Raw genomic sequence first — 13,614 nt, forward strand, 5'->3', positions numbered from 1 at the left:
CCCCCGGGGGCGCACGCGGATCCGGGACGACGGTACCCAACATTGACTCCCCCTCCCAGGTTGGCGAAAAGCGCCGCCGTGAGGACAGCTCCCGACATCACGATGCTCCCCGCCGGCGCGGCGCGCCGGCCGCTCGTCATGGCCGCGGCGATCATCGCCGCGATGACGCTGCTGCGCATCGTCTACGCCTCGGTCATCGAGCTGCGCACGGACGAGGCCTATTACTGGACCTGGTCGCAGGAGACGGCGCTCAGCTTCCTGGATCATCCCCCCGGCATCGCCTGGCTGATCCGGTTCGGTACTGCGATCTTCGGCGACACCACACTCGGTGTGCGCTTCGGCGGCATCGTCGCGATGCTGGTGACGCAGCTCCTGCTCGCGGACATCGTCCGCCGCCTCACTCATGATGTGCGCGCCGTCGTGCTCGCGGTGCTGATGCCGGAGGCCGCGCTCTATTACGGACTGCTGATGGCCAAGGTCGCGCCCGATGTCGCCATGATCCCGTTTGCGGTGGCAATGATGTGGTGCCTGGTGCGGCTCGCGCAGGGCGGCGACGGCCGCTGGTGGCTCGCGGCCGGCCTGTTCGCCGGGCTCGCGATGCTGTCGAAATTTACCGTGATCATGTTCGCACCGGCGGTTGCCGCCTTTCTGCTGGTGCCGGATTGGCGCTGGCGCTGGTTGCGCAGCCCCTATCCTTATCTCGCGGTCCTGATCGCAATCGCCGTGTTCTCGCCGGTCCTGATCTGGAACGTGCAGCACGACTGGGCCGCGATTCGCTTCCAGGGTGTGCGCGCCACCACCAGCTACGGCATCTCGCTCCGCACATTCGGCGACTACATCGGCCTGCAATTCGGACTGGTCGGCTTCGTCATGCTGCCGGTGGTACTGACGGGGGTGGTGCTGACGGCGTGGCGCGGCTATAGCACGCGCGAGCCGGTCGCGATTTTGCTGTCGACCGCGGTCCTGGTGCCGTTTCTCTATTTCCTGGCGAAATCGCTGACCCTCCGCGTCGGCGACACCTGGCCGATGTTCATGTGGCCGGTCGGTTTCGCCGCCGCCGCTGTCAACCTCACCATGCTGTCGCGTGAAAAATGGTCGGCGCGGATGATCAGATCGTCGCTGTTCTGGGTCAACACGGCGGTGGTCTCCGGCACCGCCTTTGTCGTCATCGTGTTCCTCTACTACGTCGCCGCGCCCTGGAATTTACTTGGCAAGATCGATCCGATCGGTGCCGAGTCCGGTTACGAGCAGGTCGCCGCGCGCGCACAGGCCGCATTGGACGAGACTGGCGCGACCTGGATCGCCACCACGGACTACCGCACCTATGCCATGATGCGCTGGCTGTTCAGGGGCCGGGTGCCGGTGATCGAGATCAACGAGCGCGGCCGCTTCCAGGACTTTCGCGATCCGGGCATGGACCGGATCAAGGGCCACGTCGGCATCTATGTCGGGCGCGAGCCGGACAATCGCTCATCACTGTGGGAGAACATCCCCGCCAAGCGCGAGCCGCTCGGTCAGGTCGAGCGCCGCTGGCGCGGTCTCGTGATGGACACGTACACGCTGGAAAAGATCACCGGCTGGACCCCAGAGCTGTCGCCGCCGAAAGACTCGCCGCTGTTCCGGTGGCGCGTGCTGGCGGGCGAGTTTGAGCGGCGTACGCTCGCCTAGCAAGGCGGCCTTCTTCCTTCTCCCCTTGCGGGAGAAGGTGGCGCGAAGCGCCGGATGAGGGGTCTCTATCCGCTAAGACGACTGCGAGAGGCGCGCGCGGAGAGAACCCCTCACCCGTCTCGCCGCTCTGCGGCGAGCCACCCTCTCCCGCAAGGGGAGAGGGGAAAACGAGTCCGCCGCGCAAGATGGCGTTCTACTCTTCCTCGTCCTTCTTCCGCAGCAGATCCGTCGCGAGGTCCGACAGCTTCGGCGGCGGCAGTGCGGCGAACGGCAACGGCCGTGTGACGTCGATTGCGGCGAGGCCGAGCCGCGCCGTCAGTAATCCATTCAGCATGCCTTCGCCCAGCCGCTGCGACAGCTTCGCCGCAATGCCGTGGCCGAGCATCTGCTGCACCAGGCTGTCGCTCGCCGCCATGCCGCCGGTGATGGCGAGATGGGCGATGACATGGCGGAGCAGGCGGATCATGCCCAGCGCGCCAGGCCGGCCGCCATAGAGGAAAGCGAGCTGGCGGATCAGGCGCAGCGACACGATGAACACAAACATCACGTCGATCGCCGCTCGCGGGCTCACCGCCGTGACGATTGAGACTTTTTGCGCGGCTGACGACACCAGCCGCCGCGCCTCGATGTCCAGCGGCGACATCAATTCGCGCTCGGCGAGCCGGATCATGTCGGCGCCGTCGATGATCTCGCCGGCGTGGCTCTCCAGGGCGGCACGGGCGCGCGCGAGCTGCGGGTTCTGATGCGCTATCTTGAGCAGATCCTGCACGATGATGCGGCTCTCCTTGCGATCGTCGCTGGCAAGAACAGCGGCTGCGCGCTGATGCAGCTTTTCGATGGTTGCTAGCCGCGCCAGCCCGAAAGCCTCGCGTCCGGTCACCACCGCGAGCGCAAGCGCGGTGATGAAGGCAAGGGCCACTCCGACGAAGCCGAGGCTGTCGCTGCGCGCAAACAGATCCTCGATCAGACGGACGACGCCGAGTCCGACCCCGAGCAGCGTCAGCCCGGCAACGCCGGACCAGAACATTGGGCCCCAGGGAAAGCCGCGCCGCGCCGGAAGCGTCGCTGCGATTGGCACCGGCAAATTCGCCGGATCGGGCTCCGGCGTGATCTGGATGGTGGTACGGCCGAGCCGGGTCGTCTCGTCGGCCTCGGTGACGACGACGCCGGGGTCGTCGAGCCGGAACGTCGCCGGTCGCCGTGGCTTCGATCGGTCGTTCATGACAATTTGTCTCCGATCAGGAACTGCAAGGCACGGTCGAGGCGGATGTGAGGCAGCGCCGGGTGGTCGGCCCCCTCACGTTCGAGCTTCGGCGGACGGAAGCGCAGGAAGCGAAAATCGCTCTTCCCGGCGGCCTCGGTCGAGAGGCCGCGGAATGCGTCGGTGCCGTTGAACAACGGCTCGGGATCCAAGGGCAGGTCGCCCGGAAAGGTTGCCACCTCGGTGCTGCCGTCGAAGAATTCGCCGCCGGCGCTTTCTCCCGCGGCGGGCGTTCCCAAGATCGACGGCAATTTGTCACGGCCATGCGCGACCTGCGCCTCGCGCGTGGCGCGGACGGCGGCGAGCGCGACGACGTCGATCGCCGCACCGGTATTTTCCGCGCGCGCAACGGCGCGGGTGACCGCGCGGCGCAGCACGGCCTCGAGCCGGTCATGGCTGGAATGATGCAGATGATCCGCCTTGGTCGCCGCGAACAGCACGCGGTCGATCCGCGGCCGGAACAGGCCGGAGAGGAATGTGCTGCGGCCGATGTTGAAGCAGTCGAGAATGCCCGCGAGTGCGGCTTCGAGATCGTGCAGCGCTTCGGGGCCGGCGTTGAACGCGGCGAGCGCGTCGGCCAGTACGATCTGGCGATCGAGCCGGGCAAAATGATCGCGGAAGAACGGCCGCACCACGACGTCCTTGTAGGCCTCATAGCGGCGCACCATCATCGCCCACAGCGATCCCTCCGGCGCCTGGCCACCCGCGGGTACGTCGAGCGGCGCAAAGGTCAGCGCCGGTGTGTCGGCGAGATTGCCCGGCATCAGGAAGCGGCCGGGCGGCAGCAGGCTCATCGCAAACCGCTCATCGCGGCAGCCTTGCAAATAGCCCCTGAAGAGCTTTGCGGCCGTCAGCGTCGCCTGCTCGTCCTCGCGCGCCTCGGGCTTGAGCGTTGCGAGATGCGCGTGCCAATCCGCGGCAAGATGGACGCGCGGCGCCTCGCGTGACAAGGCGAGACTTTCGGCCGACCATTGCTCAAAACTCTTCTGAAGCAGCGGCAGGTCGAGCAGCCACTCGCCGGGATAGTCGACGATGTCGAGCGTCAGCGTGCGGTCGGCGCCGTTCTGGCGCTGGTAGTCGATGAGGAGCCTGAGCTCGCTGATGTCGACAGTCGAGTTCGGCCAGCGCCGCTCCTCGATCAGCGCGCGCAGATGGCTCTCATAGGCAAAGCGCGGCACCGCGTCGTCCGGCTGCGGCGCCAGATGCGCCCGCGCGATCCGCCCGGATGAATAGGCCTCGAACACCGGAAACCGGCCGCCACGGGTGAGGCCGTGGATCAGCGCGGTAATGAACACCGTCTTGCCGGCCCGGGACAGGCCGGTAACCCCCAATCGTACCGTCGGATTGAAGAAATGCTCGCCGTAGTCGATCAGCGCCCGAGCCGACAGGCGCGCCTCCTCGATCATATCCTGGAAACTAAATGCCATATGAACGTTGGGAATCCCGGGCGAGGGCGGATAGGCAAAAAGGACTAATCACAAAAGTGGCAACTGCCTGAGGAAAATCAAGCTTCATACTTCCACCGTCTTTGTCGGCAAATCAGCCGTTTGAACGACGCGCCGATCCCGAAACACCCATACAAGAGGGTATTAACTCACCTTGCGGATTGCCATGACCGTCTTCCAATTGAAACAGCTCGCATCCTCCTCCGTCCACGCAGCCGCCGACGCGGTCGGCTGGCATTACGACCGCGCCGAGTTGATCGCCGACGGCGTGATCCACGCGATCGGCGTGCTCTGCGGCATCATTGCCGCGACCGTGCTGGTGGTGCTGACGGTGCTCTTTGCCGACGCGACCGACATCGTCGGCGTCTCGATCTACGTCGCCGGCCTGCTTTCGATGCTGGTGTTGTCGGCGACCTATAATCTGTGGCCAGTCTCGCCGGCCAAATGGCTGCTGCGGCGCTTCGACCATTCGGCGATCTATCTCCTGATCGCGGCGACCTACACGCCGTTCATCCTGGAGGTGAAGGACAGTGGGTTCGCGCTGGTGCTGCTCGCCGGCGTCTGGTGCGTGGCGCTCCTCGGCATCGTGCTGAAACTTCTCTACCCCGGCCGGTTCGACCGCGTTGCGGTCGGGATCTACCTAGCGATGGGCTGGAGCGGCATCATGCTCTACGATTCCGTGGTCAAGGCGCTGCCTGCGCTGGTGCTGGGCTTCGTCCTTGCGGGTGGACTGCTCTACAGCTTCGGCGTGATCTTTCATGCCTGGCGGCGGCTGCGCTTCCAGAATGCGATCTGGCACGGCTTTGTCTTGGCCGGCGCGGCGTGCCATTATACCGCGGTGCTCGACCTCGTGTTGAGCTGAGCAAGCTCCGCGAAGCGCAATAAGCCAAAACGGTATAAGACAAGAGGAGACGTCGCATGCAGGTGACCGGCAAGGTCGTGGTCGTCACGGGCGGCGCCAACGGCATCGGCAAGGCGCTGTGCGAAGCCTTTCACAAGGCGGGTGCGGCCAAGGTCGTCGTCGCCGACATGGACGCGGACAACGCGCGGGCGGTCGCGGCCACGGTGGATGGCGCGGCCTTCAAATGCGATGTCGCGCAGGAAAAGGATATTTCCCACGTCATCGAGGAGACCGAGCGTCAGTTCGGCCCGATCGAATTGTTCTGCTCCAATGCCGGCATCGGCGGCGGCTTCGACCCGATGTCGGTCAATGCCGGCGGCGCCTCGGATGAGCCCTGGCAGCGCAGCTGGGCGATCCACGTCATGGCGCATGTCTATGCGGCGCGGCATCTGATCCCGCGCATGAAGGCGCGCGGCGGCGGCTATTTCCTTAACACGATCTCGGCCGCGGGCCTGCTGTCGCAGGTCGGCAGTCCGGCTTACTCAACCACCAAGCATGCTGCGGTCGGCTTTGCCGAAAATCTCGCAATCTCGCACAAGGCGCACAACATCCGTGTCTCGATCCTTTGTCCGCAGGGTGTCGACACCAACATGCTGCGTTCGATTCCCAAGGGCCCGCAATCCGGTGACGGCGACCTCTCGCCCGAGCACGTCGCCAAGGACGTGCTCGCCGGTCTCGATCAGGAGACGTTCCTGATCCTGCCGCACCCGCAGGTGCTCGGCTACATGCGCAAGAAGACCGAGAATTACGACCGTTGGATCGGCGGCATGGCCAAGATCCAGGCTAAGATGCGGGAAGATTTCGGGACGTAGGAAGGGGCCTGCCACGACCTCCGGTGTCGTCCTGGCTTTCGCCAGGACGACGGTCGGCCCTCAATGCTTCTGCCCGTACAGCACCGGCACCGCCGAATCCACGACCACCTCCACCAGGCTCGTCCCTTCGAATGCCATCCCGCGCTTGAGCGCCTCGCCCAGTTCGGCCGCCTTGCTCACCCGCACCGCATGGCAGCCCATGCCCTCGGCCAGCCGCACGAAATCGATCCCCGGCAACTCGAGTCCCGGCACGTTCCTCACCTGCATCACCTGGCTGAACGAGCGCATCGCGCCGTAGCCGGAATTGTTGATGACGATGATCGTGAGCGGCAGCTTGCGCTGCGCGGCGGTCCACAGCGCCTGGATCGAATACATCGCCGAGCCGTCACCGATCAGGCACACCGTGCGGCTCGTCGGCTTGCCGAGCGCCATGCCGACCGCGGCCGGCAGCGAGTAGCCGAGGCCTCCGCTCGCCATGGTGTAAAAACTGTCCTGGCCGCGCATCGGCATGAACTTTTGCATGGCCGGCCGGTGCGAGGGGATTTCCTCGACCAGCGACGCGCCGTCCGGCATCGCCTGCGACAGCGAATGCAGCAGGAATTCGACCGGCAACGGATCGCCGGCTAGCGGGGCCGGCGGCAGCGTTCGCCCCTTCGGTGCCGCGCGCTTGCTCTCCGGCAAGAGGTCGAGCAGCATTGCGAGCGCCGGCTTCATCGTCGCGATGATGCTGGTGCCGACCGGCGTCACCGCCGCGGCATCCGGGTCATCGGTGATCTGGAAGATCGTCGCGCCGCCGTCGAAGATCGCGGCATGGCCTTCGACGTGGAAGGTGAACACCGGCGCGCCGATCACGACGACGAGGTCGTGCTCGCGCAGCGCGTCCGACAATTGCGCCGGCGAGGCATGCAGGAAACCCGCGAACTGGGGATGACGTTCCGGGAACGAGCAGCGCGCCGAAAACGGGCTGACCCAGACGCTGGCCCTGGCCTTCTCGGCGACGCGCACCATCAGGTCGACCGCGCCGGCGCGATCGACGCCGGGGCCGACGACGACGGCAGGGTGCTTGGCCGAGCCGAGCGCGGTGACCAGCGCCTTCATCGCGTCAATCTCAGGCCCGATCTCGCGGCTGACGTTGCGGGCTTCGACGGGAGCCGTCGCATGCGCCCAGTCGTCGACCGGGATCGAGACGAAGGTCGGCCCGCATGGCGGCTGCATCGCGGTGTAATAGGCGCGCGCGATGGCGGCCGGAACGTCCTCGGGCCGCGCCGGCTCCACGCTGTACTTCACATAAGGCCTCGGGAATTCGGACGCACGCTCCGCATACAGGAACGCCTGCAAGGGGAGGATCGAGCGTGCCTGCTGGCCCGCGGTGATCACCAGCGGCGTCTGGTTGCGATGCGCGGTATAGATGTTGCCCAGCGCGTTGCCGACGCCGGCGGCCGAATGCAGATTGACGAAGCCGGCATTGCGCGTCGCCTGCGCATAGCCGTCGGCCATGCCGACGGCGGAGGCTTCCTGAAGCGCGAGCACGTAGTCGATGTCGTCGGGCCAGTCGCTCAGGAACGGCAGCTCGGTCGAGCCGGGATTGCCGAATACCTTCTTGATGCCGAAGGAGCGCAGCAGGTCGAGCGTCGCCTGCTTGACGGTGACGGATTTGCTGCCGGTCTTGCCGTTCTTCGCCATGGTTTCCGTTCCTCTAATTCCTCATCCTGAGGAGCGCGTCTTCGCGCGTCTCGAAGGATGAAGGCCCGGCTGGTGGCCTCGCCCTTCGAGACGCGCGCAAAGGGCGCGCTCCTCAGGGTGAGGGTCTAGCAGCAGTGTATCACCACACCGCGGTCCCCTTCATCGTCGGCTGCCCCTCCGCGTTCGCGGTCCACAGCTCCATGCCATCAGCGGTCTCGTTGGCGTTGATGGAAAACTCGCTGCCCTCGAACAGCGGTTGCACCCCGCGATAAGTAAACCTCTTCGGCGGCTTGCCGCCGTGCAGCTTCGCCGCCATCTCGATGATGAACGTTGCCTGCAGCGGCCCGTGGAAGATCAGGCCCGGATATCCCTCGACCTTGGTGACGTAGTCGCGGTCGTAATGGATGCGGTGGCCGTTGAAGGTCAGCGCGGAATAACGAAACAGCAGCACGGGATCGGAGACATGCGTCTGGCGATGCTGCGCCTTCGGCGGCGGAGGCGGCGCCTTTGCCGGCGCGGACGCCGTCGTCATCTCGCGATAGACGATGTCCTGCCGCTCGCGGATGGCGATGCCGCGCGGCGAGGAGATGCTGTGCTCGACCGAGACGAAGCACAGCGTGCCGGTCGAGCCGGTCTTCACCTGTACGTCCGCGATGCGCGAGCTCCGCGTCGATTCGTCGCCGACGCGCAGCGGCTGCAGGAACTCGATCTCGCCGCCGGCCCACATCCGGCGCGGCAGCGGCACCGGCGGCAGGAAGCCGCCGCGGGTGGGGTGGCCGTCGGGGCCGAGCATCGACATCGGAAACACCGGCTGCGCCAGGCACCAATGCACCGTGAACGGCGCCGCGTCGCCCGGCTTGGGCGCGCCGACCTCCTGGAACAGCGTCGCGCGCAGGCCCTTCACGAGCTGCGCGGTGACGGTGTCGGTTGCCTCTTCGCTGCGGCCGATCCATTGCCTGAGATGGTCGATGTCGAGCTTCTCGGTCATGACGCCTCGCGCTTGTTGTTACGATTTCTTGGCCGGTCGTTCGCCGATCGCCGGCACCGCGCCATAGCTGCGCGTCTCGCCGATGATGATCGGCGCCGGCGCGGGATAGCTGACTGGCCCCTGCGGCGTGTCGACCTCGATGCGGCGCAGATGCGGATGCTTGGTGAGGTCCGCCATGGTGTTGACCTCGGCAAAGGCGATGTCGGCGTCGGACAGCCGCTTCAGCAACTCGTCGCGCGTCATCTTGCCGAAGGCATCCGCGACCGTCTTGTCGGTGAAGTCGCGGTTGCGCACGCGCTCGACCATGTTGGCCACGCGCGGATCGGCGGGCAGATCGGGCTGGTCCAGCACTTTTGCGCAAAGCGTCTTCCACTCGCGCTCGCTTTGGATCGAAATCAGAATGTCCTTGCCGTCGCTGGACGTGAACACGCCATAGGGCGCGATCGAGGGATGGCGCAGCCCCATGCGCTTGGGCGGATTGCCGGCTTCGGAATTGAGCAGCGGCACGGTGCACCAGTCCGCCATCACGTCGAACATGGAGATGCGGATGTCGGCGCCCTTGCCGGTGCGTCCGCGCCCGATCAGCGCCTCCAGGATCGCCGCATGCGCGGTGGCGCCGGTCGCGACGTCGACGATGGACATGCCGACGCGCGAGGCGCCGTCGGGATTGCCGGTGATTGAGGCAAGGCCGCTCTCGGCCTGGATCAGGAGATCATAGGCCTTGCGGTGCGCATAGGGGCCGTCGTCGCCATAGCCGGTGATCGTGCACGAAATCAGCCTGGGATAATCCTTCAAGAGCCGCTCCCGCGAAAAGCCGAGCTTGTCCATCGAGCCCGGCTTGAGGTTCTGGATCAGCACGTCGGCGCTCGCGATCAGTCGCTCCAGTTCGGCGCAACCTTCCTTGGTGGCGAGATCGACCACCGCGGATTGCTTGCCTCGGTTGAGCCACACGAAGTAGCTGCTCTGGCCCTTGGCCGCCGCGTCATAGCCGCGGGCGAAATCGCCTTCAGGCCGCTCGATCTTGATGACTTCCGCGCCGGCATCCGCCAGCCGCGACGAGCAGAACGGTGCCGCCACCGCCTGCTCGACCGCAATCACCCTGATCCCGTCAAGTGCTCCCATGATGGCTGCCTCAGTACGAGCGGGGCATGCCGAGGACGTGCTCGGCGATGAAGGACAGCACGAGATTGGTCGAGATCGGCGCGACCTGATAGAGCCGCGTCTCACGGAATTTGCGCTCGACGTCGTACTCCTCGGCGAAGCCGAAGCCGCCATGGGTCTGGACGCAGGCATTCGCCGCTTCCCAGGACGCATCGGCCGCGAGCATCTTGGCCATGTTGGCCTCCGCGCCGCAATCGAGCCCGGCCTCGTATTTGCGCGTCGCTTCCTTCACCATCAGTTCGGCCGCGCGCATCGCGGCGTAGGCCTTGGCGATCGGGAACTGGATGCCTTGGTTCTGGCCGATCGGCCGGCCGAAAACGCTGCGCTCCTTGGCGTAGCTGGTGGCCTTGGCGATGAACCATTTGGCGTCGCCGACGCATTCGGCAGCAATCAAAATGCGCTCGGCATTCATGCCGGAGAGGATGTAGCGAAAGCCCTTGCCTTCCTCGCCGATCAAATTCTCTGCCGGCACCTTCATGTCGGTGAAGAACACTTCGGTGGTGGCGTGGTTCATCATGGTGCGGATCGGGCGAATCTCGAGGCCGTTGTTCTTGGCCTCGCGCATGTCGACGATGAACACCGAAAGGCCGTCGGTGCGCTTCTTGACCTGGTCCTTCGGCGTGGTCCGCGCCAGCAGGAGCATCAGGTCGGAATGTTCGGCGCGGCTGGTCCAGATCTTCTGGCCGTTGACCACGTAACCGGCATTGCCGTCCTTGCGCGCAAAGGTCTTCAGCGAAGTGGTGTCGGTGCCGCTGGTCGGCTCGGTGACGCCGAAGGCCTGCAGCCGCAATTCGCCGCTCGCGACCTTCGGCAGATATTTTGCCTTCTGCTCGTCATTGCCGTGCCGCAGCACGGTGCCCATCGTGTACATCTGGGCGTGGCAGCCGCCGCCGTTGCAGCCCGCGCGCTGGATCTCTTCGAGGATGGCCGCGGCCGCTGAAAGCTTCAAGCCCGCGCCGCCATATTCCTCGGGGATCAGCACCGAGAGATAACCGGCCTCGGTCAGCGCGTCGACGAAGGCCTTGGGGTAGGCCATCTCACGGTCGAGCTTGCGCCAGTATTCGCCGGGAAACTGCGCGCACAGCTTTGCGACCGCTTCGCGGATGTCGGCGTGATCTTCGGTTTGGTGTTCTTCACTCATGGGGTTTCCCGTATGTGCGGCAGTTAAGATAACGCCGGCCGATCCTCTGGCGTTGTGAAAACACTGCCAGCCCCCTATGCTCATTTGCTATAGCGTATGGAGTAGCCTTCCAGGATTGGCAAGCATGGATTTCCGTCAGCTCAGGACCTTCAGTTGCGTGGCGGAGCTCGGCAGCCTCTCCAAGGCGTCCGATACGTTGCGCGTGGCGCAGCCGGCGCTCTCCAGGCAGATCAAGCTCCTGGAACACGAGCTGCGCACGGAATTGTTCACCCGCAACGGCCGCGGCATGGTGCTCACGGATGCCGGCCGCCTCTTGCTGGCGCGCACCTCCGGCATCGTGCGGCAGATCGACCAGATCCGCGACGACATCCAGTCGTCCAAGGGGCCGCCATCGGGCCAGGTCGTGCTCGGCCTGGTCCCGACCGTGAGCTGCGTGCTGTCGGCGCGCTTCGCGCGGCGCTGCGTCGAAAAATTTCCCGGCATTTCGCTGCGCATCGTCGAGAGCTACAGCGGCCATCTCGTCGAATGGCTGCATCGCGGCGAGATGGATCTCGCCATCCTCTACGGCCGCTCCGCCGATCTGCATCTCAACGTGGAGAGCTTGGGGCGCGACAACATCGTCGCGGTTGGTCCGCGCGGTTGTGGCCTCGCGCGCAAGAAGAGCGTCGATGTCGGCTGGCTGCTGCGGCAACGGCTGGTGCTGCCCAGTCATTCCCACGGTCTCCGTGCGCTGATCGAGCATGCGGCGGCCCAGCGCAAGATCAAGCTCAACGTCCAGCTCGAGGCGGATTCGTTCCGCGTGCTCACGAGCCTCGTCGAGGAAGGCCTCGGCTTCGCGCTGCTGCCGCCCTCGTCGGTCCACGGCGAGGTCGCGGACGGGCGGCTGGAAACGGCTGTCGTCTCGAAGCCGATGACGCGCGAACTCATATTCGCCTCTCCGATCGACCGTCCGGTCTCGACGGCCTCGCTTGCCGTCACCGCCCTCCTGCGCGAGGAAGTCGCCGCCTGCCGCAAGGACGGCGTGTGGGACATCAAGTTGAGTTAGATGTGGCGGTGCGGTTTAGGACAGAAGGCCGTATGCGACCCATCGCATGTTGCGCGAGCTGTCATGCCGGAATTTTATAGCTGGGGTGGAGTCGCCCGCTCTCAATCCACCCCCGCGTGTCATTGCCCGCGAAGGCGGGCAAATCCAGTATTCCAGAGCCCGCAGTGCTTGAGCCGAGAAGCCGCGGCGTACTGGACGCCCCGCTTTCGCGGGGCATGACAGTGGGGCCTACCCCGGTATCCTCACCGGCAGCGACTCGTACCCCTTGATGAAGCTCGAATAGATCCGCTTGGGCTCGCCGACCACCTCGATGCGGTCGAAGCGCTTCAGCATCTCCTCCCAGACGATCTTGAGCTGGAGTTCGGCGAGGCGCATGCCGACGCAGCGGTGGATGCCGAAGCCGAAGGAGAGATGGGTCCGCGGCCGCGGGCGGTCGATGATGAACTCGTTCGGCTTTTCGAACATCTCCTCGTCGCGATTGCCGGAGACGTACCACATCACGACGCGGTCGCCCTTCTTGATGTGCTTGCCGCCAACTTCAGTGTCCTGCAGCGCGGTGCGCCGCATATGCGCGAGCGGGGTCTGCCAGCGGATCACTTCGGGCACCATGGAATCGATCAGTTCCGGGTTGGCGCGCAGCCTGTCGTACTGCTCCGGATTCTCGTTCAATGCCAGCACCGAGCCGGTCATGGTGTTGCGCGTGGTGTCGTTGCCGCCGACGATGAGCAGGATGATGTTGCCCATGAGATTATCGGGGTCCATGAAGCGCGTGGCGTCGTTGTGCGCCATCAGCGACAGCAGGTCGTTGCGCGGCGCGGAGTTGACGCGCTCGTTCCAGAGCTTGGACATGTAGGCGTAGCATTCGTCCATCTCGCGGCGGCGCTCTTCGGCCGAGGCCACGATGCCGCTCTTGGGCAGCGCGGTCGCGACATCGGACCAGCGCGTCAGCTTGCGCCGTTCTTCCCAGGGGAAGTCGAACAGGGTGGCTAGCATCTGCGTCGTCAGCTCGATCGAGACGCGCTCGACGAAATTGAAGGTCTCGTTGCGCGGCAGATTGTCGAGCACGGTCTGCGAGCGCTGGCGGATCAGTTTTGCCAGTTCGTCCAGATGCGTCGGCGTGAACATCGGCGACACCGTCTTGCGCTGCGACGAATGACGCGGCTGGTCCATGGCGATGAAGCTCGGCCAGTCATAGCCTTCCGGCACGTCGCGGATCCCGATGCCGCCGAGCGTTGAATCCGAGGAGAACAGGCCGTGATTGGTGTCGACATGCATGATGTCGTTGTACTTCACCACCGACCAATACGGCTCGATCGGCGCATTGGTGCAGTAATGCACCGGCTCTTCCTTGCGCAGCCGCTCGAACCACGGCCACAGGGTGTCGTCCTGGAACAGCCTAGGCGCGCCCGGGTGGAATTGCGCCAGCGGCGTCGCATAGGCCTCCTCGCGCGCCCTGCGCATGCGTTCGGCCTTGTCCACTTGAACCGGCGCTTGGATGTTCATGGTGGT

At 65.4% G+C, this 13,614-nt stretch carries 11 protein-coding genes; 4 read left to right on the forward strand and 7 right to left on the reverse strand.

Annotated elements, in window-relative coordinates; all coding sequences use genetic code 11:
* The first annotated feature begins 102 nt into the window (after positions 1–102).
* The gene (locus BcanWU425_RS08010) at positions 103–1,668 is read left to right on the forward strand and encodes a glycosyltransferase family 39 protein (protein WP_204514002.1); all 1,566 of its coding nucleotides are present in this window, start codon (positions 103–105) and stop codon (positions 1,666–1,668) included.
* Positions 1,669–1,861: 193 nt separating this feature from the next.
* On the opposite strand, the gene BcanWU425_RS08015 is transcribed toward BcanWU425_RS08010, so the two are convergent.
* Positions 1,862–2,890: a YcjF family protein gene (locus BcanWU425_RS08015; protein ID WP_018453678.1), complete on the reverse strand. Its 1,029-nt coding sequence runs from the start codon at positions 2,888–2,890 to the stop codon at positions 1,862–1,864.
* Entirely contained in the window at positions 2,887–4,356 is a 1,470-nt protein-coding gene (locus BcanWU425_RS08020; protein ID WP_204512291.1) for a YcjX family GTP-binding protein, read from the reverse strand. The genes BcanWU425_RS08015 and BcanWU425_RS08020 overlap by 4 nt, the downstream gene beginning before the upstream one ends.
* Positions 4,357–4,540: 184 nt before the next feature.
* Here BcanWU425_RS08020 and trhA point away from each other — a divergent pair, with 184 nt between their 5' ends.
* Together trhA and BcanWU425_RS08030 are read left to right on the forward strand one after the other, a co-directional pair.
* Positions 4,541–5,236 carry a PAQR family membrane homeostasis protein TrhA gene (gene trhA / locus BcanWU425_RS08025; RefSeq protein WP_018453680.1) on the forward strand — a complete coding sequence of 232 codons (696 nt, stop codon included), beginning with the start codon at positions 4,541–4,543 and terminating at the stop codon, positions 5,234–5,236.
* A gap of 56 nt (positions 5,237–5,292) precedes the next feature.
* Positions 5,293–6,087 (forward strand): SDR family oxidoreductase, encoded by a 795-nt coding sequence (locus BcanWU425_RS08030; protein ID WP_204512290.1) that lies wholly within the window; start codon positions 5,293–5,295, stop codon positions 6,085–6,087.
* A 60-nt stretch (positions 6,088–6,147) separates the two neighbouring features.
* Here the strand turns inward: BcanWU425_RS08030 and mdlC are convergent, their stop codons facing one another.
* The 4 genes from mdlC to BcanWU425_RS08050 form a co-directional block, all read right to left on the reverse strand.
* The gene (gene mdlC, locus BcanWU425_RS08035; protein ID WP_204512289.1) at positions 6,148–7,770 is read right to left on the reverse strand and encodes a benzoylformate decarboxylase; all 1,623 of its coding nucleotides are present in this window, start codon (positions 7,768–7,770) and stop codon (positions 6,148–6,150) included.
* Between the two features lie 139 nt (positions 7,771–7,909).
* Positions 7,910–8,758 carry an FAS1-like dehydratase domain-containing protein gene (locus BcanWU425_RS08040; RefSeq protein WP_204512288.1) on the reverse strand — a complete coding sequence of 283 codons (849 nt, stop codon included), beginning with the start codon at positions 8,756–8,758 and terminating at the stop codon, positions 7,910–7,912.
* Between the two features lie 18 nt (positions 8,759–8,776).
* Positions 8,777–9,880, reverse strand: a complete 1,104-nt coding sequence (locus BcanWU425_RS08045; protein WP_204512287.1) for a CaiB/BaiF CoA transferase family protein — start codon at positions 9,878–9,880, stop codon at positions 8,777–8,779.
* Between the two features lie 10 nt (positions 9,881–9,890).
* Positions 9,891–11,060, reverse strand: a complete 1,170-nt coding sequence (locus tag BcanWU425_RS08050; RefSeq protein WP_204512286.1) for an acyl-CoA dehydrogenase family protein — start codon at positions 11,058–11,060, stop codon at positions 9,891–9,893.
* 124 nt (positions 11,061–11,184) lie between these two features.
* Between BcanWU425_RS08050 and BcanWU425_RS08055 the strand changes: the two genes are divergently transcribed.
* Positions 11,185–12,105, forward strand: a complete 921-nt coding sequence (locus BcanWU425_RS08055) for a LysR substrate-binding domain-containing protein (protein WP_085349559.1) — start codon at positions 11,185–11,187, stop codon at positions 12,103–12,105.
* 228 nt (positions 12,106–12,333) lie between these two features.
* Here BcanWU425_RS08055 and BcanWU425_RS08060 read toward each other — a convergent pair whose 3' ends face one another.
* A complete protein-coding gene (locus BcanWU425_RS08060) occupies positions 12,334–13,608 on the reverse strand; it encodes a cytochrome P450 (protein ID WP_018453687.1) in 1,275 nt (424 codons plus the stop codon).
* Positions 13,609–13,614 lie beyond the last annotated feature (6 nt).

The sequence above is a fragment of the Bradyrhizobium sp. WU425 genome (assembly GCF_021052305.1).
Classification (GTDB): Bacteria; Pseudomonadota; Alphaproteobacteria; order Rhizobiales; family Xanthobacteraceae; genus Bradyrhizobium; species Bradyrhizobium canariense_D.

Bases quoted from the DNA above. Each gene is read 5' to 3' on its own strand.
- BcanWU425_RS08045 (WP_204512287.1), bottom strand. From the start codon at position 9,880: ATGGGAGCACTTGACGGGATCAGGGTGATTGCGGTCGAGCAGGCGGTG.
- BcanWU425_RS08050 (WP_204512286.1), bottom strand. From the start codon at position 11,060: ATGAGTGAAGAACACCAAACCGAAGATCACGCCGACATCCGCGAAGCG.
- BcanWU425_RS08010 (WP_204514002.1), top strand. From the start codon at position 103: ATGCTCCCCGCCGGCGCGGCGCGCCGGCCGCTCGTCATGGCCGCGGCG.
- mdlC (WP_204512289.1), bottom strand. From the start codon at position 7,770: ATGGCGAAGAACGGCAAGACCGGCAGCAAATCCGTCACCGTCAAGCAG.
- BcanWU425_RS08015 (WP_018453678.1), bottom strand. From the start codon at position 2,890: ATGAACGACCGATCGAAGCCACGGCGACCGGCGACGTTCCGGCTCGAC.
- trhA (WP_018453680.1), top strand. From the start codon at position 4,541: ATGACCGTCTTCCAATTGAAACAGCTCGCATCCTCCTCCGTCCACGCA.
- BcanWU425_RS08055 (WP_085349559.1), top strand. From the start codon at position 11,185: ATGGATTTCCGTCAGCTCAGGACCTTCAGTTGCGTGGCGGAGCTCGGC.
- BcanWU425_RS08040 (WP_204512288.1), bottom strand. From the start codon at position 8,758: ATGACCGAGAAGCTCGACATCGACCATCTCAGGCAATGGATCGGCCGC.
- BcanWU425_RS08020 (WP_204512291.1), bottom strand. From the start codon at position 4,356: ATGGCATTTAGTTTCCAGGATATGATCGAGGAGGCGCGCCTGTCGGCT.
- BcanWU425_RS08030 (WP_204512290.1), top strand. From the start codon at position 5,293: ATGCAGGTGACCGGCAAGGTCGTGGTCGTCACGGGCGGCGCCAACGGC.
- BcanWU425_RS08060 (WP_018453687.1), bottom strand. From the start codon at position 13,608: ATGAACATCCAAGCGCCGGTTCAAGTGGACAAGGCCGAACGCATGCGC.